This is a genomic window from uncultured Sunxiuqinia sp. (assembly GCF_963974515.1).
Classification (GTDB): Bacteria; Bacteroidota; Bacteroidia; order Bacteroidales; family Prolixibacteraceae; genus Sunxiuqinia.
Genome location: NZ_CAXBDD010000005.1, coordinates 1 through 16,995, shown reverse-complemented (window position 1 = coordinate 16,995; position 16,995 = coordinate 1). Strand labels below are relative to the sequence as shown.

At 46.2% G+C, this 16,995-nt stretch carries 9 protein-coding genes; all 9 read left to right on the top strand.

Features of this window, described 5'->3' with window-relative positions:
• The first annotated feature begins 161 nt into the window (after positions 1 to 161).
• Entirely contained in the window at positions 162 to 3,191 is a 3,030-nt protein-coding gene (locus tag AAC033_RS02575; RefSeq protein WP_339735057.1) for a SusC/RagA family TonB-linked outer membrane protein, read from the top strand.
• A gap of 10 nt (positions 3,192 to 3,201) precedes the next feature.
• Positions 3,202 to 4,806, top strand: coding sequence for a RagB/SusD family nutrient uptake outer membrane protein (locus AAC033_RS02570; RefSeq protein ID WP_339735055.1), 1,605 nt, complete (start codon positions 3,202 to 3,204; stop codon positions 4,804 to 4,806).
• 253 nt (positions 4,807 to 5,059) lie between these two features.
• Positions 5,060 to 7,459, top strand: a complete 2,400-nt coding sequence (locus tag AAC033_RS02565; RefSeq protein ID WP_339735053.1) for a glycoside hydrolase family 127 protein — start codon at positions 5,060 to 5,062, stop codon at positions 7,457 to 7,459.
• Between the two features lie 374 nt (positions 7,460 to 7,833).
• Entirely contained in the window at positions 7,834 to 8,997 is a 1,164-nt protein-coding gene (locus AAC033_RS02560) for a hypothetical protein (protein WP_339735051.1), read from the top strand.
• Between the two features lie 81 nt (positions 8,998 to 9,078).
• Positions 9,079 to 11,475 (top strand): glycoside hydrolase family 127 protein, encoded by a 2,397-nt coding sequence (locus AAC033_RS02555; RefSeq protein WP_339735049.1) that lies wholly within the window; start codon positions 9,079 to 9,081, stop codon positions 11,473 to 11,475.
• 89 nt (positions 11,476 to 11,564) lie between these two features.
• Positions 11,565 to 12,764, top strand: a complete 1,200-nt coding sequence (locus AAC033_RS02550) for a glycoside hydrolase family 27 protein (protein ID WP_339735047.1) — start codon at positions 11,565 to 11,567, stop codon at positions 12,762 to 12,764.
• Between the two features lie 20 nt (positions 12,765 to 12,784).
• Positions 12,785 to 13,609, top strand: a complete 825-nt coding sequence (locus AAC033_RS02545) for a hypothetical protein (RefSeq protein WP_339735045.1) — start codon at positions 12,785 to 12,787, stop codon at positions 13,607 to 13,609.
• A 20-nt stretch (positions 13,610 to 13,629) separates the two neighbouring features.
• Complete coding sequence (locus AAC033_RS02540) at positions 13,630 to 15,993, top strand: beta-L-arabinofuranosidase domain-containing protein (RefSeq protein WP_339735043.1); 2,364 nt, start codon at positions 13,630 to 13,632, stop codon at positions 15,991 to 15,993.
• Positions 15,994 to 16,507: 514 nt separating this feature from the next.
• Positions 16,508 to 16,666, top strand: a complete 159-nt coding sequence (locus AAC033_RS02535; RefSeq protein WP_339735041.1) for a hypothetical protein — start codon at positions 16,508 to 16,510, stop codon at positions 16,664 to 16,666.
• The last annotated feature ends 329 nt before the right edge of the window (positions 16,667 to 16,995 follow it).

Below are 16,995 nucleotides of genomic sequence, written 5' to 3'. Positions count from 1 at the left end.
TTTTACACAATGGTGAAAGTCTGTCGCAGGAATATTCTACAATTTTCGGCTCGCATTATCGTGGTAATGGAAGTCGCAATCCCTAACCTGGTTGTGAAGTTAAGACTTAAGACATTTTGCATTAGAAATTTTCAGTTAATAATCCATTAAAAATTGTGCTTATGAAAAAAAAATGTAGCCGTGACAGTCGAAATTGTTTGTCAAAGAGACTTCTGCTAGAATTGAAGTTTACGGCCTTTCTGATCCTCTTTACAGCAGTTATCTCCAATGGAGGAGCCGTTGCAAATCAAACGTATGCCCAGCAGGGCAAATTAGTCAAAGGTCATGTTCAAACGATAAGCGGAGAGTCGATACCCGGGGCCGCCATTCTTATTAAAGGAAGCACAAGTGGTACAGTATCTGACGCGGATGGTCGCTTTAGCCTACAAGTTACTCCCAATGATGTGTTGCTAATATCATTTATCGGGTATCAATCGCTCGAAGTACCAGTAGGGGACCAAACGGAAATTCAGGTAAGCTTGCAGGAGGAATTGATTGGCATCGGAGAAGTTGTTGCCATTGGGTATGGAAGCATAAAAAAAGGCGATGTGACTAGCTCCATCGCGTCTGTTAAATCGGATGATTTTGTAAAAGGTGCAGTTAAAGATGCCGCGCAACTCATCCAAGGGAAAGTTGCTGGTTTGACGATATCAACTCCATCTGGCAATCCAACGGAAGGGGCAGTGATCATGCTTCGCGGAAACTCGTCTCTGCTAGGCACCTCTAATCCTTTGGTATTGGTTGACGGCGTGCCAGGAAATCTTGAATCAGTTGCTCCGGAAGATATTGAATCTGTTGATGTACTGAAAGATGGCTCAGCTTCGGCTATTTATGGCACTCGTGGCACAAACGGGGTTATTATTATTACGACAAAAAGCAGTACGAATGAAATGGCGTCGACCATCGATTATTCCGGATATGTTTCCATGTCTGACATAAGTCGCAGACTTGATTTTATGGACGCAACTGAATTGAGGGAGAAATGGGATCAGGGTTACTCGTTTACAGGAGCAAATTTAAAGGATTTCGGGTCTGACACCGATTGGCTTGATGAACTTACCCGCACAGCCGTCAGTCATGTCCACAATGTAATTTTTCGCGGTGGAAACAAAAACACAAACCTAACCGCGTCAATAAATTACAAAGATAATCAAGGAAATTTCATTAAATCAGACAATAAAAAATACACCGGACGTATTGATGTAAACCATAGCATGTTTGATGGGAAGTTAGTTGCCAATATTGGAACGATTGTCAGTGAACAAAAGTACTGGACAGGAGGCGACGGGTACAGTTTTAACAATTATGTATATCGCCAGGCCATTATCCGGAATCCTACCGAACCCGTAAAAAATGAAGACGGGAGTTGGTTTGAGAGAGACGTATACTTTTATGACAACCCGGTAGCTTACATTGAAGAAGCTGACGGCGAAAACCGTTACCGAAACATGCGCTTCACCGCCGGTTTAACATACAGCCCAATTGAAGGTCTGGATTTGAAAGGGATGTACACCCGGAAAGGAAACTCCAATATTCGCGGATATTACGAGACTCAGAATCACGTTTCCAATACAAAATATAGTGCCGGGGGATATGCTTCGCGAGGAACAGACAACTATACTGGCAACTATGCTGAATTATCAGCCAACTATAAAAAAGCCATCGGCAACCATAGCTTTTCAGTCCTCGGAGGATATAACCATGAAGACAATATGAATGAAGGGTTTTGGGCAAATAACAAGTACTTTCCTACAGACTCATACACCTACAACAATATCGGCATTGGAAGTGGTTTGCCAAAAGGCGAAGCAGGGATGGACTCTTACAAAAACTCAGATAAACTAATTGCCGTCTTTTCACGAGTTACCTATAGTTTTGCCAACAAATATTTGCTTATGGCCAGTATCCGTCGTGAAGGTTCATCCAAATTTGGCGATGACCATAAATGGGGTAATTTTCCCGGCGTTTCCATTGGATGGCGCATTAACGAAGAATCGTTCATGAGTAACACTAATTGGATTAATAATTTGAAACTGCGTGCTGGATATGGAGTAACAGGCACCAATGTATTGGATTCCTATAACTCGTTAAGCAGCCTAAACTACAGTGATTACTTTTATTACAATGGCGATTGGGTGCGCAAACTGGTCCCTGTCCGTAATGCGAACCCGGACCTAAGATGGGAAAAAAAGGAAGAAGTTAACATCGGCCTTGACTTTGATTTATTCGAAGGACGCATAAGTGGAGCCGTTGACTTCTATAATCGTTTGACGAAAGATGCGTTGTGGGACTACAGCGTTCCCACTCCCCCGTACTTATATGGGTCAATAGCCGCCAACGTTGGTGAAATCAGAAATCGGGGATTTGAAGCTTTATTAAATGTTGTCCCGATACAAAAATCTGATTTTACCTGGAATGTGGGCTTCACGTTTTCAACCAATAAAAACAAATTGGTCTCCCTGTCCAACGATAAGTTCCAAACAACCAACGACTTCTTCTATGCAGGTTATACTGGAGAGCCAATCCAGATTGAAACACACCGGATAAAAATCGGTGGCCCTATTGGTGAATTCTATGGCTTAAAAACGGTGGATATTACTGACGATGGAATCTGGATCATAGAAAAACCCGACGGAACACGCATTCCGGCGACCGAATCATCAACCGACGACCGTCAGGTATTAGGAAATGGAATCCCCAAATACTACCTCAGCTGGAACAATAATTTTCAATACAAAAACTTTGATCTTAGTGTGAACATGCGCGGAGCTTTTGGATACCAAATCCTTAACTTCTCCCGGATGTTTTACGAGAATCCAACCATTGGATACAATACGTTGAATCCCGCTTTCGACAAAGTATTCGGCAAAGCTGTTTTAACTGACGTCCAGCGCTTTGTGAGCTACTACATTGAAGACGGGGACTACTGGAAAATTGACAACGCGACTTTAGGGTATACAGTCAATTTAAATAATAGAAACACCGTAAAAAACCTACGCTTTTATGTGTCGGGATTGAACTTGGCAACAATAACTGATTACAAAGGGATAGACCCCGAGGTAAGACAAACCGGGCTGTCACCAGGTAACGACGACCGCGACAAATATCCCACAACCCGTACTTATACATTTGGTGTTAACGTAACTTTTTAATGAAACGACCATGAAGAAAAAATATATCGCAACAAGATCATTCCTGAAATCAGGATTTACCCTGTTGAGCTTGGGCATACTGTTCTTACTCGGGGGATGTTTTAACCTCGATGAAGAAGTATATGACGAGGTTACCGAATCTTCATTTTCGGCCACTGAAAATGATATTGTGGCACTGACCGCATCGGGCTATACACCCCTTCGCTACATTATGGGTTGGCAAGGATTGTTTGACGTACAGGAAGAGCCCGGCGACATCATTGTGACACCTACCCGCCCAAATGGTTGGGACGACGGAGGCACATACAAACGTATGCATTTTCACACGTGGGATAACCAACAATGGCAACCCCGAAATACGTGGTTGACATCATATGAAGCAATCAACAATATAAACCGGGTAATTAGCCAGGTCGATGCTGGTTCACTGCCTCTTGATGAAGATCAAATGGTGGCTATAACGGCTGAACTACGGGCTTTGCGCGCCCTGTGGTATGCTATTCTTTGCGACACGCACGGAAATATCCCGCTTGTTATTTCATACAGTGATGAAGTTCCTACTCAAAAAAATCGCGCCGAAGTTTACGATTTCATCGTCAATGAACTTATAGACGTATTGCCGAACCTACCAGCGAATGTTGATAAAAGCACTTACGGCAGATTAACTCAATGGACCGCCTGGCAGCTACTTGCTCGCATGTATTTAAATGCGGAAGTATATAAGGGAGCAGCGGAATGGACAAAATGTATCGAGGCTTGTGACAAAATTATTGCTTCGGGGAACTTTATTCTTGAACCAGATTACCGGGCACCGTTTAAAGTCAATAACGAGACCTCAAAGGAAATTGTATTTGCAGTTCCATATGATGAAATTTACGGCACTGGCTGGAACGCTCATATGAAACAATTGCTCCCCGACCATCGGTATGTATTTAACATGAGCGCCCAGCCTTGGGGTGGTTCAAGCGCAAACCCTCAATTTATTAACAGCTACGATCCTGACGACAAACGTTTTGATGCTACCTGGCTGCATGGAGATCAAATCAATGCAACTGACGGAAGTGTAGTCATGACCCTGGTGAATAAAATGCCCAGTATATACAATTGTGCATTTGAAGACGGGTACCGGGTACGGAAATATGAAATCGCAGTAGGTTGCAAAAGCAATATGAGTAACGATTTGCCCTATTTCCGTTATGCGGATGTTCTCATGATGAAAGCGGAGTGCTTACTCCGAACCGGCAAAAGTGACGAGGCAGCCGAAATTGTTTCAGAGGTACGTGAACGTAACTTCGACGATCCTAGCAAAGCCGAAGTAACAGGAGCTGAGTTGGAAGGAAATACAACTATCCAATACGGGACTCTGGCAGAGGACGGGAGCATAGATGATCCTGGAAATCAGGCATCTGTACAGTATGGTCGCTTTCTTGATGAGCTGGGCTGGGAATTTGCTGCTGAATTCCGCCGCCGTACCGACATGATACGCTTTGGTGTTTACCAGACAAAAAGTTGGTATAATCATACTCCAAAAGGTAATCATACCATACTCTTTCCAATAGGTTTGGAAGAATTAAACACAAACCCGAATTTGAAACAAAACCCGGGATATAACTAGTACTCCAAGTTATAATTTGAAAAAATTAGCAGACCTCGGAAGCGTTCGAGGTCTGCTAAACCATCTGGCTGCGCATTGGCGTGAGCTTATTTAGGGTTGCATTTTGATTTTCTATTGTCTCGTGTAAAGCTGACCAGGAAAGTATTAAATTGCTCCCTAAGCATTGATGGAAGCTAAGGTAGTTCTGTATCCAAAGGTTCAGGGCAACTCTGTCGAAAACGAATTCAACTTAAGTTCAAAACGAAATAAGATCATGAAGAAATTTTTCACAATCATTCTTTGTATCGGGTGTTTGGCAGGCAATGCGGAAGACAAAAAGGCTGCCGGATACCCGATTTCCCCAGTTCCGTTCACGGCGGTTAAGATCTCCGACTCCTTTTGGGGGCAGCGATTGAAAGCCAGTCGTGAGGTAACCATTCCGCTCGCATTTAGCAAGTGTGAGGAAACCGGACGATACGAAAACTTTGTCCGGGCAGCGCACCCCAGCGATACCATCGAAGTGAAAGGCTACTCCTTTGACGACACCGACGTTTACAAAACCATCGAGGGAGCCAGTTATTCGATTCAAACCTTCGCCAATCCCGAGCTCGAGCACTACATCGATAGCGTGCTAGCCATCGTTGCCGCGGCGCAGGAGCCCGACGGTTACCTGTACACATCGCGCACCATGAACCCGGCTCATCCGCACGAATGGGCCGGCGAAAAACGCTGGGAAAAAGAAGAAGAACTGAGTCATGAGCTATACAACCTCGGACACATGATTGAGGGAGCCATTGCCCATTACCAAGCCACAGGGAAAACTACTTTTCTTGAAATTGCAGAGAAATATGCCGACTGCGCCGTTCACGAAGTGGGTGATCAGCCCGGACAGGCCTGTGTTGTTCCCGGTCACCAGATTGCTGAAATGGCCCTGGCCAAGTTGTATGTGCTAACCGGTCAGCAGAAATACCTCGACCTGGCAAAATTCCTGCTCGACAAGCGTGGTTACACGACCATTAAAACCGAATACAGCCAGTCGCACTTGCCGGTGATTGAACAGTCCGAAGCTGTAGGGCACGCGGTGCGCGCTGCCTATATGTACTCGGGCATGGCCGATGTGGCCGCCCTCACCGGCGACACTTCTTATATTCACGCCATCGACCGTATTTGGGAAAATATCGTAGGCAAAAAGCTATATATTACCGGAGGCATCGGTGCGACCAACCACGGCGAGGCTTTTGGTAAGGACTACGAGTTGCCCAACATGTCGGCCTATTGCGAAACCTGCGCCGCCATTGGCAATGTCTACCTCAACTACCGCCTCTTTCTGCTACATGGTGAGTCAAAATACTACGATGTATTGGAACGCACGCTTTATAACGGACTCATCAGTGGTGTTTCACTCGATGGAGATGGGTTTTTCTACCCCAATCCGCTTGAATCCATTGGTCAACATCAGCGCCAAGCGTGGTTTGGTTGCGCATGCTGCCCGTCCAATATTGCCCGTTTCATCCCTTCCGTCCCGGGATACATTTATGCGGTAGATAATCAGGATTTGTATGTCAACCTGTTTTTATCAAACAAGGCCGAAATTCAAGTTGAAGGCAAAACAGTTGGGTTAAAACAAACCACCCGCTATCCTTGGTCAGGCGACATTGAGTTGGAGGTTGAACCGAAGAAGAAGCAAAATTTCAACCTCAAAATACGTTTGCCGGGATGGGTGTTGGGACAAGCAGTACCCAGTGACCTGTATAGCTTCACTGACCGGAAACAACTTTCGTATTCGGTAAAAGTGAATGGAGAGTTGGCTACAAGCGAATTGACCAACGGTTATTTCACCATTTCTCGCCTTTGGGCGAAAGGCGATAAAGTGGAAATCCACTTCGACATGGAACCACGTACCGTAAAAGCTCATCCGCTGGTGGAAGCCAACCGGGGGAAAGTGTCTGTCGAACGTGGCCCTATTGTTTATTGTGCCGAGTGGCCCGATAACGACTTCAGCGTATTAAGCGCTGTTATCCCTAAGAAACCGGTATTCACCGTTGAGCATCAGCCCGACCTGTTATACGGTATTGATATGATCCATGCCGACGCACAGCTTTTGAGCTACAATACCCAAGGTAAAATTGAGGTAAAGGATGTCGGGTTGAACCTGATCCCGTATTATGCCTGGGCGCACCGTGGAAGTGGTGAAATGGCTGTTTGGCTGTCCAACGATTTAAGTTCGGGACGCCCGGTACAGCCGGCAACAATTGCTTCGGAAAGCAAAATTGAGGCTTCGCACCCGGTGAAAGCCATCAGCGCCATTAATGACCGCCTGGTTCCGAAAGATGAAAACGACCGTTCGGTTCCGTACTACCACTGGTGGCCCAAGGAAGGAACCACCGAATGGATTTCATATGAGTTTGACCAGGCAAAAACCGTGAGCAGCACCGCCGTTTTCTGGTATGACGACGGTCCATGGGGCGGTTGCCGCGTTCCTGAATCCTATCAGGTTTACTACCGGGATTCAAATGGCAAATGGGTGCCGGTAGAAGCTACATCGCCATACACCGTAAAGAAAGGACTGGCCAACGAAGTCTCTTTCAAACCGGTAAAAACAACGGCAATTAAACTTGAAGTCATATTGCCCGAAAAACATGCAAGCGGAATTTTCGAATGGGAGGTTGAATAGAATAGGTTAAACAGCATAATTAAAGTAACCTTCAAAAGCAGGGCCACTATAATTTTGTAGTTGGCCCTGCTGCTTTTCTTTGCCATTAGCCAATATATTTCATGCAAGGGGCTTTTCATAAAGATGCCAAAAAGCACTTCATCAGTGCATGAATGGAAGGTCATATTCAGTTATTGTTGATTGTGAGTGCGGCAGAAGCAAACTTTGAACATGCGTTTGAGCTTTTTGAACAATACTACAGTTCCGCCCCTCTTAAATTTTGGTAATTTGTGTTATGCACAAGATTTCTTCCGGGGAAACTTTTGTCCCGGAAACTTCAGGCAATGCAAAAGAGATTACGAAATCATCAAGTCAATCTACAAAATGAAATACTAATGATCAGAACTAAAAAGAAAATAGCCGTATCCGGACAATTGGAGGAAAGATTGGTTTTCTTCCTTTTCATCTTGTTGATCATGGGAGGATGCTCATCTTCTTCACCCAGTGACAATGATATCCTTGTCAGTAAAGACACAAGATATCTGCCTGATTACGATAATGGCGACACCATTTATATCAATGTGAAAATTGCCATTGATGAAAGAGGCTGGAATTCAAAAACACCCGACTACTTTAAAACCGAGTTGACCAAACAGTGGCAGCAAATAAACGCTCGTTTTAACAACAGCGACAGGAAAAAACTATTAAAACGCACTTATGTGTTTCAACCAGATGTGAACGATATTATCGTGTATTCCGGCTGTTCGTATTGGGGCGAAAATGGCGCTAATGAAAAGGTAATTAAACAAATGGATACCACATTTTTCAAATTGGGAGTAATCTACGATTTCTTTTATGAAGGCGCTGAAGCCGGAGAATACGGCGGCGGTTGCGGCGATGACAGAGGCATCGGAACAATCCTCGTGATTAACGGCTCAGAGGATTTTAAAAACAAATACAACGATCATTTTGGAGTGTACACCTATCGGGCCATTACACACGAACTGGGGCACTTCCGGGGTGTAACCGATCTGTATATCGATGTCATTGAAGCAGCTAACAACCCATTGAGCCAAGAGAAATTCATGCCCGATCACTGTCTGATGAATGATTTCTGCTACACGCCTGACGAAGAATCCTACTGGAGCGATTATGCAGTTAAAATCATTAACAAAGTGGGAAACCAAAAGAAGGCTGGCCTTATCAACGACTTAATGTATGAAGATTTTGCGGATAGAATGTTGATTACAGCAACAAAAAACGGGGATCCCATTGATGCACAAGTAAAACTGTATCCAGCAGAATATGATCACACAAAGTGGTCGAGTGTAATTAAAGAAACGCCGCTGTTCGTCTATTCCCTGACAAACGGACAATTCCAGGTAAATGATCTGCGAAAACTCTTTTTCCGTTCTGATAATCATTGGGATCGATATCATGTTTTTCTATCAGAAGCAACTGTTGGAAATGAAAAGAGGTACCTGTGGATCGCAGATTACATGATGCACGAATCAGGAATGGACGAAAAGAAGACCTACGAACTGAACTTCAACTTTTAATACAAAATATGCTGTGCCAGGGAAACACCCCCTGAGAATCCTGAATAACTCCGCTCACACAAACATAGATAAACCAATTAAATGAAACCATACTATTTTATTCTTCTACTATCATTATTATCCTCCTGCAAAGAGAAAGAAGAGCAAGTAACTCCCCCGTTGAATCCGGTACCTTTTACTGCTGTGCAGCTAACCGATGTATTCTGGGCGCCAAAAATCGAAATTAACCGAACAGTCTCCATTCCGTCAGCTTTTGGCAAATGCGAAGAAACAGGGCGCCTGGACAATTTCGCGCTGGCCGGTAACTTAATTGAAGGTGAGCATCAGGGGGATTTCCCGTTTGATGATACAGACATCTACAAAGTACTCGAAGGAGCTTCATACGCGCTCGCCGTACAATACGATGGCCAACTGGACAGTTACCTCGACAGCGTCATTCAGCTGATTGCGGCAGGGCAGGAAGATGACGGCTACCTGTACACCTGCCTGACCAATGAGTGTGACCGCCTGAAGGGCTGGTACGGTGAAGGACGCTGGGACCGGCTGAACAGTCACGAACTGTATAACTGCGGTCATTTGTACGAAGCAGCTGTCGCTCATTATCAGGCTACCGGCAAACGCTCGTTGCTCGACATTGCCGTTAAAAATGCAGACCTGATCAACCAGGTTTTTGGTCCGGGTGAAGGGCAGAAAAAAGTCCCCTCGGGGCATCCGATTATCGAAATGGCGTTGGTAAAACTCTATCGGGTAACAAATAATGAAAAATACCTGAAACTGGCCCGTTTCTTTATTGATGAGACCGGAAAAGGAACCGACGGACACCAACTGAGTGAATACAGCCAGGATCACAAACCCATTGTTGACCAGAACGAAGCTGTTGGCCATGCCGTACGCCTGGGCTACTTGTACTCCGGAGTAACCGACGTGGCTTCGCTGATGCACGACCAGCCATTGTTGGAAGCCACCAAGCGGGTATGGGAGAATGTTGTTTCCAAAAAACTGTATATCACCGGCGGCATCGGTTCGCGCGCTCAAGGCGAAGGTTTTGGCCCCAACTACGATCTGCCCAACATGACGGCGTATTGCGAAACCTGTGCTGCCATTTCAAATGTGTACTGGAATTATCGTTTGTTTCTTTATGAACACGATGCCAAATATTATGACGTTCTGGAGCAATCGCTCTATAACGGTGTTATTGCAGGCGTTTCACTCAGCGGCGATAAGTTTTTCTACGACAACCCACTCGAATCGGTGAATAACCACGACCGCGCTCCCTGGTTTGGCTGTGCCTGCTGCCCCGGAAACATTACCCGTTTCATGGCTTCCGTGCCGGGCTACCTGTACACAACCGATTCCCATTCCGTGTATGTGAACCTATTCGCCGAAGGCAACGCAAAGATCCCATTTGGGCAAGATACTATTTCCATTAGCCAGCAAACCCGGTATCCGTGGGATGGGAAAGTAACGATTCGAATCGACAAAGCTCCATCCAGCCGTTTCACCCTAAAAATACGCATCCCCGGATGGGCTCAAAATCAACCAGTGCCTTCTGACCTGTATCATTTCGCCGAAGACAAGTCGGAAACCTTTTCCCTGCAGCAAAATGGCGAAGAAGAATCAACAACAGTTGAACGCGGTTACATCAGTATCTCGAAAGAATGGCAAGCAGGAGATAAACTCACCCTGAATCTCCCCATGCCGGTGCGTAGGGTAGTCGCCAACGAGCAAGTCACAAACAACCGGGGAAAACTGGCATACCAGCGCGGCCCCCTGGTTTACTGTTTCGAAGATAAGGACAACAACGACAGCTTCCTGTTCGACAATTTTGCCACACCCGATGAAAAGGTTGATGCCGAATTTGACAAGCAACTCTTGGGAGGTGTGGTCAAATTAAAAATGAAAGGAAGCCAGGTGTTGCTCCAACAGGATCAAAAAGTAATTGAACCGGTTGAGCTGACAGCCATTCCGTACTACGCATGGAACAATCGCGGCACCTCAAACATGTTGGTTTGGCTGCCGAATCAAGAAGCTACAACTGTACCAAAACCAGTGCCATCAGTAACCGACTCAGCGATTGCAATGGCCTCCAGCGGTTGGGCTCCTGGATTAAACGATGGCTTTGAGCCTGAAAGTTCAGGCGACACCGATAAATCGTATTTCTACTGGTGGCTAAAGGAAGGTTCCGAAGAGTGGGTTGAATATCAGTTTAAAGAACCAGTAAGCCTTTCCGGGGCGTCGGTTTACTGGCTCAACATGGATCATTACGATGGCAATTACCGGGTTCCGGAAAGCTGGTCGCTTCAAGTGAAAGACGGCAAAGGAATCTGGCGGGCGGTGGAAACACCTGACACTTATACCACTGCCGTCGATCAGTACAACACCGTTCATTTTAAGCCGGTAAAAACAAAAGCCATTCGCATCCAGGCTCAGTTGGGAAAGGACGTCTCAGCCGGCATTCTCGAATGGAAAGTAAAATAGGTAACCGTTTAAAATACATTTTCTCCATCCATCGGGGAAACGACTGCTGTAAATATGAGATTACGTTGAATGAAATATAAGATACTATAATGAAGAAACAACTATTATTAACCATCATGCTTTGTGCTGCCGTTTTAACGGGATGGTCGCAAAAATTTGACGAATTAGCTGCAACTCCACCCATGGGTTGGAACAGCTGGAATAAATTTGGTTGCGATGTGAGTGAGAAACTAATCATGGAAATGGCCGACGCCTTGGTTCGCACAGGCATGCGCGACGCAGGCTATGAATACCTTGTGATTGATGACTGCTGGCAGATTGGTCGCGATAGTCTGGGCAATATCATTCCAGATCCGGAACGTTTCCCCTCAGGTATGAAAGCCCTCGGCGACTACATCCACGCCAAAGGGTTGAAGTTTGGTATTTACAGCTGTGCTGGGGCTATGACCTGCCAGTCTCGCCCGGGAAGCCGCGGATACCAGCTTCAAGATGCGCGGGCCTACGCTTCGTGGGGCGTGGACTACCTAAAATATGACTGGTGCTTCGATGAAGGCCAGGATGCCAAAGCCGCCTACAAAACCATGAGCGATGCTCTGAAAGCCAGCGGACGTCCAATCGTGTTTTCGATTTGCGAATGGGGGGACAACAAGCCTTGGGAATGGGCCGAAGGAATTGGTCATTTGTGGCGAACTACGGCTGATATTCGCGATTGTTATCAATGTACATTCGATTGGGGTGGAGTTGGCGTGCTCGACATTATTGACAAGCAGGCCGAACTGTACAAATATGCAGGCCCAGGTCACTGGAATGACCCGGACATGCTGGAAATCGGTAACGGCGGGATGACCAAAGATGAATACATCACCCACTTTTCTATGTGGGCCATGCTGGCATCGCCGCTGATGGCCGGAAACGATATCCGCAATATGGACGACCAAACCCGCGAGATACTTACCAATGCCGATGTGATTGCCATAAACCAGGATGCGAAAGGCGAACAAGCCCGCAAATTCATGGACATGGGCGAACACGAAATTTGGGCTAAACCACTCGATGCCGGCGAAATAGCGATCTGCTTTATGAATCGCACCGAACAACCTTGGGTACTCAACTACGACTGGAAAAAACAAACCATGTATTTTGCCACTGAGGTAAAGCTGCACAAGCAGGACTACACAGTATACGACCTGTGGGAGCACGAATACTTGGGTGACACGTCGAAAAAACTAAAGAAAACCGTTCCTGCCCATGGCATCGTTATGGTTCGTCTGGTAGCAAAAAACAAATAAATATCTCCAATTAAATGATTATGAATAATTTAAGAAGAATTTTTGTACTATTAGTACTGGTCTATGCTTCGGCAAATTTAGCCGGGGCGCAGCATTCAAAGGCTGAGCAGGAGTACAAAGTCACCGTCCCGCCAGCAGAACTGAACCTCGACCCCTTTTATAAGAAATTCGCAGACGTCAACGGCATTGCGGTGGTTAGCTCATGGCGGGTGCCTGACTCAGCTTTTGTGCAAGCCTGCCGCATCATCGACTTTATGACTAAGGATTTGCCAGAAGAGACACTGACCCAAATGGTTAAAATGAGAGCCCGCATGGGCATCATGGCCCGGTATGAAGGCACCACCAACATTCCGGAACATGCTCACCTGGCAAACGACACGACACTGAACTGGGACTTGCGCGCCCGCGGCCTGGGTGGCGACATGGAGCTGCCACTGACCACCTGCGCCGAAGAAAACCTGCTTTGCTTTCAAATTGATAAATATCATGCTGAAGACATTGCGATTCATGAGTTTGCCCACGCCATTCATCTGATTGGCATTGCCCCGCTGGATACAACATTCAACCAACTTTTGCAGGATAAACTGGATGCCGCGATTGCCGCTGGCAAATATCAGAAAACCTATGCCGCAACCAATATTTATGAGTACTGGGCCGAAGGTGTGCAAAATTGGTTCAATGTAAACGCTGAAGTTGAGTTTCCTGACGGAAAACACAATTGGGTGAACACAAGGGAAGATATGAAAAAATATGATCCTGATTTATATGAAATAGTCAGTCGGTATTTTTCTGATTTCAAAGAAAATCCTTCCTGCCACAGCGCGACAAACCTCTTTAAAGACTAACGCTCAAAAACACGATACCGATGAAAATTATAAAATCAATACCCATTCTGTTGCTGATCCTGATTACTTGGACCATTCATTCATGCCGTAACTCTGCCGAACCGCGGATTTCAACTGAAGAAGGTGAAGTTGTTGACTTCAAAGTGTTAACCTTTCCCCTGGAGGATGTGAAGTTGCTGGATGGCCCATTTAAACATGCCACGGAGCTCAATGTCCAGTCACTGCTCAGTTATGAACCAGATCGGTTGCTGGCCAAATTCCGTAGCGAAGCCGGACTGAAACCTAAAGCCGAACATTATGAAGGATGGGAAAGCAACACCATTGCCGGCCACAGCCTTGGGCATTATTTATCGGCCATTTGCATGATGTATAAAACCACCGGTGACCAGCGCTTCCTCAATCGGGCAAACTACATCGTTGAAGAACTGGACGCTTGCCAGAAGGCAGACGGAGAAGGCTATATCGGTGCATTTCCAGATGGAAAGCGCATTCTGGAGGAAGAAGTGGCCAAAGGAGATATCCGCTCCAAAGGCTTTGACTTAAACGGAATTTGGGTGCCTTATTACACACAGCATAAAGTGATGATGGGGTTGATGGACGCCTATCAATTATGTGAGAACAAGAAAGCCTTGGACGTAAACATCCGGTTTGCTGACTGGCTGTACACAGTTGTCGAACACCTGACCGATGAACAGGTACAGGAGATGCTAGATTGCGAACATGGCGGAATCAACGAGGCACTGGCCGAATTGTACGGAGCTACCGGCAATGACAAATACCTGGAAATGTCTCATGTTTTTCATCACAAATCCATCCTTGACTCGCTGGCGCACGAAAAGGATATCCTGCCCGGCAAACATGCGAATACACAAATTCCCAAGCTCGTTGGACTGGCCCGTCGCTATGAACTGACTGCTGATTCAGCTGATCGAAAAGCATCTGAGTTCTTTTGGGACCGCGTGGTAAACCACCATTCTTACGTTACCGGCGGACACTGTGATCACGAATACTTTGGCCCTGCCGATACGCTGCGCGATCGCCTCAGCGATGGTACAACCGAAACCTGCAATGTGTACAACATGCTGAAACTCTCCAGCCACCTTTTTGAGTGGGAAGCCGAACCCGAAGTGGCGGATTTCTACGAACGGGCGCTGTTTAATCACATTCTTTCGTCGCAACACCCGCATGACGGACGTGTCATTTACAATCTCTCGCTTGAAATGGGAGGCTATAAAGTTTACCAGGATCCGCATTGGTTTACGTGCTGCGTCGGCACCGGCATGGAAAATCATTCGAAGTATGGAAAAGACATCTACTACTACAACAATCAGGAGCTGTATATCAGCCAATTTATTGCGTCGGAATTGAATTGGAAAGAGAGAGGACTGAAGCTGATTCAGCAAACCAACTACCCCGAAGAACAAGCAACCAGCCTGATGTTTTCATGTGAGCAACCGGTAGAGCTTGCCCTGCAAATCCGTTACCCTTACTGGGCGGAAAATGGCATTGAAATTCTCGTGAACGGCAAGTCGGAGCGGGTCAAACAACAACCGGGAAGCTTTATCGCCATTGACCGCAAGTGGCAAAACGGTGATGTAGTGGAAGTGAAAATGCCGTTTTCGCTGCGGTTGGAAAGCATGCCTGATGATGAGAACCGTGTTGCCCTGATGTACGGGCCACTGGTACTGGCCGGCGACCTGGGGCCGGAAGATGACCCCGACGCGTCAAAACTGCTGTATGTTCCCGTGTTGATGGCCGAATCCCGTAATCCCGAAGATTGGACCGAGCTGGTTGAAGGAGAGCCGAACACTTTCAAAACAACAGAAGTAGGCCGTCCGCGCGATATCACTTTTAAGCCATTCTTTGAGACTCACGAAAGGCGTTATTCCGTATACTTTGATCTGTTTAATGAAAAAACCTGGGACCAGAAGCAAGCGGAATACAAAGCCAAACAAGAGCAGCAGAAGGAAATAGAACGCATGACTGTCGATTTCTTTCAGCCAGGACAAATGCAGCCCGAACGTGATCACAATTTCAAAAGCGAAAAAACCTGGGCCAATGAGTTCAAGCATAGGCACTACCGCCAGGCCGACCGCGGAGGATGGTTCTCCTTTGAGATGGGCGTGCACGCAGGCCAGCCCATGTCCCTGGCATTCGAATACTGGGGAGGTTTCCCAGGATCGTTAACCTTTGACATCTTCGTCGATGACACGAAAATAGCGACAGAGAATCTCTCGAACGCTCAACCCGGAGAGTTCTTCTACAAACTTTACGAACTGCCGGACCGTCTCACGGTGAATGGTGGCAAAGTAATGGTGAAGTTGGTTCCGCACGAAGGGCACCGGACTGGCCATATATTCAGTGTCAGGACTGTGAAAAGATAGTTCTGGTTGCAAGCAAAGCGTATTTTGAAATGAGAGAGACTGGTCATGTTCCATGTGCCAGTCTCTTTTTATTATGTGCCGTGCATGGTAAATAACTTGGTGGGGAAAAAGCCAGCTGCGATCTGTCTTTTTTTACGCAAAGGAGGGAAGACGCAAAAACGTGAAAGCCCGGGTTACGCTGCACTCCTGCGTTTGGCGTCATTCCGGCGCAGGCCGGACTCTGTTGGCTGGTGTCGTCATTTCCAGAACATCAGACTTTATCATGGCGGAATAGTGAGGAGACTCTCCCTACTGTGATGAAGAGATCCTCCTCATTAGCTTTCAGACGGCTCTATCTGACCAGCGAACATTCGTTGCCATTTATTGTGGCACAATGACTCCGAAGTCGCCACTGCATTCCGCAGCTCAGCCAAATCAAAATGCCGCCTCAAGTATGGCAATGGATTTTATGAACACATTCATTTTTAGTGAAAAATCAACGCCACTATATTCACCGAAACTCCCAGAACCACGAATGTCCGTAATTACTGGAGAAGATTATATCAGCAAACGGCTTCGTCCTGAAATCAAATCCGAATTCGATAAACAGATACTGCAAGCCTTGATCTTCGCCTGGCCCGGATCCAACATGAACGCCCACAGGTTGGAAGGCGGCGAGGAAAAGAAGCCATAGGCAATTCACCCAAAGCAATCAATAAAGTCGTCTATCCCGAATTGGAACACGACAACGCCCAAGGCTCCCTATTCTTGCAATAGCAGCTGACAACTTTGCAAATGCTTCTTACAAAATAGTCAGTGTCATCGGATCAGTTCCTCTTCTTTTGGTAGTATTTAAAGATCATTCATTCTTTCCTTTTGTACAATTTGTGGATCAATATCAGCCTGAAAGTTACAGTAAGAGGCTGTCGATAATGGACAGCCTCTGTTACCAATCGCTAGATTCGACTCTAACTAACTAACTAACTAACTAATTTTTCACATATCGATACATTTCCGAAGCGG

What these genes read in the sequence shown, in the direction of transcription:
- AAC033_RS02575 (WP_339735057.1), top strand. Translation starts at nt 162, where the DNA reads ATGAAAAAAAAATGTAGCCGTGACAGTCGAAATTGTTTGTCAAAGAGA.
- AAC033_RS02570 (WP_339735055.1), top strand. Translation starts at nt 3,202, where the DNA reads ATGAAGAAAAAATATATCGCAACAAGATCATTCCTGAAATCAGGATTT.
- AAC033_RS02565 (WP_339735053.1), top strand. Translation starts at nt 5,060, where the DNA reads ATGAAGAAATTTTTCACAATCATTCTTTGTATCGGGTGTTTGGCAGGC.
- AAC033_RS02560 (WP_339735051.1), top strand. Translation starts at nt 7,834, where the DNA reads ATGATCAGAACTAAAAAGAAAATAGCCGTATCCGGACAATTGGAGGAA.
- AAC033_RS02555 (WP_339735049.1), top strand. Translation starts at nt 9,079, where the DNA reads ATGAAACCATACTATTTTATTCTTCTACTATCATTATTATCCTCCTGC.
- AAC033_RS02550 (WP_339735047.1), top strand. Translation starts at nt 11,565, where the DNA reads ATGAAGAAACAACTATTATTAACCATCATGCTTTGTGCTGCCGTTTTA.
- AAC033_RS02545 (WP_339735045.1), top strand. Translation starts at nt 12,785, where the DNA reads ATGAATAATTTAAGAAGAATTTTTGTACTATTAGTACTGGTCTATGCT.
- AAC033_RS02540 (WP_339735043.1), top strand. Translation starts at nt 13,630, where the DNA reads ATGAAAATTATAAAATCAATACCCATTCTGTTGCTGATCCTGATTACT.
- AAC033_RS02535 (WP_339735041.1), top strand. Translation starts at nt 16,508, where the DNA reads ATGTCCGTAATTACTGGAGAAGATTATATCAGCAAACGGCTTCGTCCT.